This is a genomic window from Mycobacterium sp. (assembly GCF_049280035.1).
In the GTDB taxonomy this organism is placed as follows: Bacteria; Actinomycetota; Actinomycetes; order Mycobacteriales; family Mycobacteriaceae; genus Mycobacterium.
In genome coordinates this window covers 1-2844 of sequence record NZ_JBAPPI010000199.1, presented here as the reverse complement: position 1 = coordinate 2844, position 2844 = coordinate 1, and the positions used below count along the sequence as shown (strand labels likewise).

4 protein-coding genes are annotated in these 2844 nt (G+C 68.6%); all 4 read left to right on the top strand.

What is annotated here, in order from left to right; all coding sequences use genetic code 11:
- Nucleotides 1-91 precede the first annotated feature (91 nt).
- Nucleotides 92-868, top strand: coding sequence for an SDR family NAD(P)-dependent oxidoreductase (locus tag WAN71_RS06515; protein WP_422224549.1), 777 nt, complete (start codon nt 92-94; stop codon nt 866-868).
- Nucleotides 855-1394, top strand: coding sequence for an orotate phosphoribosyltransferase (pyrE, locus tag WAN71_RS06510; protein WP_422224548.1), 540 nt, complete (start codon nt 855-857; stop codon nt 1392-1394). Before WAN71_RS06515 ends, pyrE begins: the two co-directional genes overlap by 14 nt.
- A 60-nt stretch (nt 1395-1454) precedes the next feature.
- Nucleotides 1455-2351 carry a hypothetical protein gene (locus WAN71_RS06505; RefSeq protein WP_422224550.1) on the top strand — a complete coding sequence of 299 codons (897 nt, stop codon included), beginning with the start codon at nt 1455-1457 and terminating at the stop codon, nt 2349-2351.
- A partial coding sequence (locus tag WAN71_RS06500; RefSeq protein WP_422224547.1) for a TrmH family RNA methyltransferase occupies nt 2348-2844 on the top strand: 497 nt, incomplete at its 3' end. The genes WAN71_RS06505 and WAN71_RS06500, both read left to right, overlap by 4 nt.

The window sequence follows — 2844 nt, the reverse complement described above, 5'->3', positions numbered from 1 at the left end:
CCCGGCGCACCAGTGCGGCGTCCGCCGCCGGCCCGCAACGGCTACCAGGCCACCCACTACCAGCGCTGATACCTTCGCTACGCTGTCGGTCATGCCGCGCCGCGTCGCCCTGATCACCGGCCCAACCTCGGGAATCGGCGCGGGTTTCGCGCGCCGCTATGCCGCCGACGGCTATGACTTGGTGCTGGTGTCCCGCGACGCCGATCGGCTTAACGAACTCGCCGCCGAATTGCACAACGAGGCCGGGCGTGCCGTCGAAGTGCTGCCAGCCGATCTGGCCGAGTCGGCCGACCGCGGCAAGGTCGCAGAGCGGTTGGCCGCTGGCGTCGACGTGTTGGTGAACAACGCCGGGTTCGCCACGTCCGGTGAATTCTGGGCCGCCGATCCCGCCTTGCTGCAGTCCCAGTTGGACGTCAATGTCACTGCGGTGATGCAGCTGACCCGGGCCGCCTTGCCGGCGATGATCGACGCCGGTGCCGGCATCGTGGTCAACATCGCCAGCGTTGCGGGGCTACTGTCCGGGCGGGGCTCGACCTATTCGGCGTCCAAGGCGTGGGTGGTGTCGTTCACCGAAGGCCTGGCCAGCGGGTTGCGGGGCACCGGTGTCGGCATCCACGTGGTGTGTCCGGGCTACGTGCACACCGAATTTCACGAACGGGCCGGCATCGACATGACCGCGCTGCCGTCGTTCATGTGGCTTGAGGTCGACGACGTCGTCCGGGAAACCCTGGCCGATATCGCCCGGGGCAAAGTGGTCATCATCCCCGGCATGCAGTACAAGGCGATCACCACCGCAACACGGATGGTGCCGCGAAACCTGGCGCGCGTCGCCACCAGAACCTTCGGCCGGGGCCGTGGCCGCACCTGACCGTGACGAGTTGGCCGAGCTGGTGCGCCGGTTGGCGGTGGTGCACGGTCGCGTCACGTTGTCGTCGGGCAAAGAAGCCGACTACTACGTCGACCTCCGTCGCGCCACCCTGCACCACCGCGCGGCGCCGCTGATCGGCCGGCTGATCCGCGAACTCACCGACGACTGGGAGTACGCGGCCGTCGGCGGCCTGACCCTGGGCGCCGATCCGGTCGCCACCGCCGTCATGCACGCACCCGGTCGCCCGATCGACGCTTTTGTGGTGCGAAAGTCAGTGAAAACCCATGGCATGCAACGTCTTATCGAGGGGCCCGATGTTTCCGGACAACGCGTCCTGGTGGTGGAGGACACCAGTACCACCGGCGCCTCGGCGATGACCGCGGTGCGCGCCGTGCGGGATGCCGGCGCACAGGTGGTCGGCGTGGCGACCGTGGTCGACCGCGCTACCGGCGCAGCCGAAGCCATCGAAGCCGAGGGCCTGCCGTATCGCAGCGTGCTGGGACTGACGGACTTGGGGTTGCGTTAATTGTCGCGCGACGACCCGCTGCGCCCGGCTTCGCCGCGCTTGCGATCGCCGCAAATCACCGTGCGGACTCTCATCGCGAGGATTGCGGCGTTGGCGGTTGCGTGCTGCGCGGCCTGCTCGGGTTCGGTTCACAACGACCGGGTTTATGGCGCGCTGACCGCCCGGCTTGGCGAGTCGTTGGCGGTGCTGGGCTGGAACACGTCGATGTCCAACCTGCGCTGGCAGGACGACTACGTGCTGGTCGACGTCGACGCGGCGCCGAGCGACCCCGCCCAGGCCCATACCGACGCCCGCGACATCCGGTTCGGCCTCTACGGCGCGCTGGCGCACCCCATCGAGGCCGCCGGCATCGGCAGCTGTGAGAACGTGAAAAATGTTGTCATCCAATCTCTTTCGGCCCCCGGCGGCAAGCGGTTGACCGGCACGGTGTGCCTGGGCCCGGTGCAGGACCGCAGCGCGGTGCGTGGGGTGTACCTCTATTCACCCCGCGACCGGATCGCCGAGTCCGTCGCGGCTTACCCGGCGGCATTCCCGGTCGGGGTGCTGCCGACGAAGGAGAACGACACCGGCCTGGTGGTCAAGACCACCAGCGTGGCCGCGTGGCGGGCCGACGGCACCCAGCTGACCCAGGCCTCGCTCGGCGATCCGACTGCCTTCACCGGTCAGGGGTACATGCTGCTCGGGTTGGACGCCGACGCGATCGCGGCGCAATACCGCGATGACTCCGCGGCTCGCGGCGGTCCGATGATGTTGCTCGCCGCACCGAAGCTACCTGCCCCCGGCCTTAGCCCGGCCTGTTCGGCCTACGGGTCCTCGGTGCTGATCCTGCCGGAAGCATCGCTGGACGCCGTGCATGTCAGCGCGTCGCTATGCACGCAGGGCGACATCAACGAGGCGCTGCTCTACGCGACCATTGCGGTGGTGGGCACCCACGCCGCGGTCTGGACCACCCGATGACTGAGCCCGGTCCCACCGAATGGGGCGTTGCGGCAAGCGGAGTCGGCCCCTGGACCGGACCGCCGCCCGACGACCCGCGGTACGACCCGACGCTGCTGCGCGACGGCGACACCCGCAACGTCGTCGACGCCTACCGGTATTGGACGCGTGAGGCGATCGTCGCCGATATAGACAAGCGGCGACACCCGTTGCATGTGGCGATCGAAAACTTCGGCCATGACGCCAATATCGGTGGGGTGGTGCGCACCGCCAACGCGTTCGCCGTCGACACCGTCCACATCGTGGGGCGTCGTCGCTGGAATCGCCGCGGCGCCATGGTCACCGACCGCTACCAACGGCTGTGCCATCACGAATGCACCGCCGACTTGCTGCGCTTCGCGACGGAAGCGGGCCTGACGGTGGTCGCGGTCGACAATGTGCCCGGCGCAATGCGACTCGAACAGACGACGCTGCCGCGCAACTGCCTGCTGCTGTTCGGTCAAGAAGGCCCCGG

What these genes read in the sequence shown, in the direction of transcription:
- WAN71_RS06515 (WP_422224549.1), top strand. Translation starts at nt 92, where the DNA reads ATGCCGCGCCGCGTCGCCCTGATCACCGGCCCAACCTCGGGAATCGGC.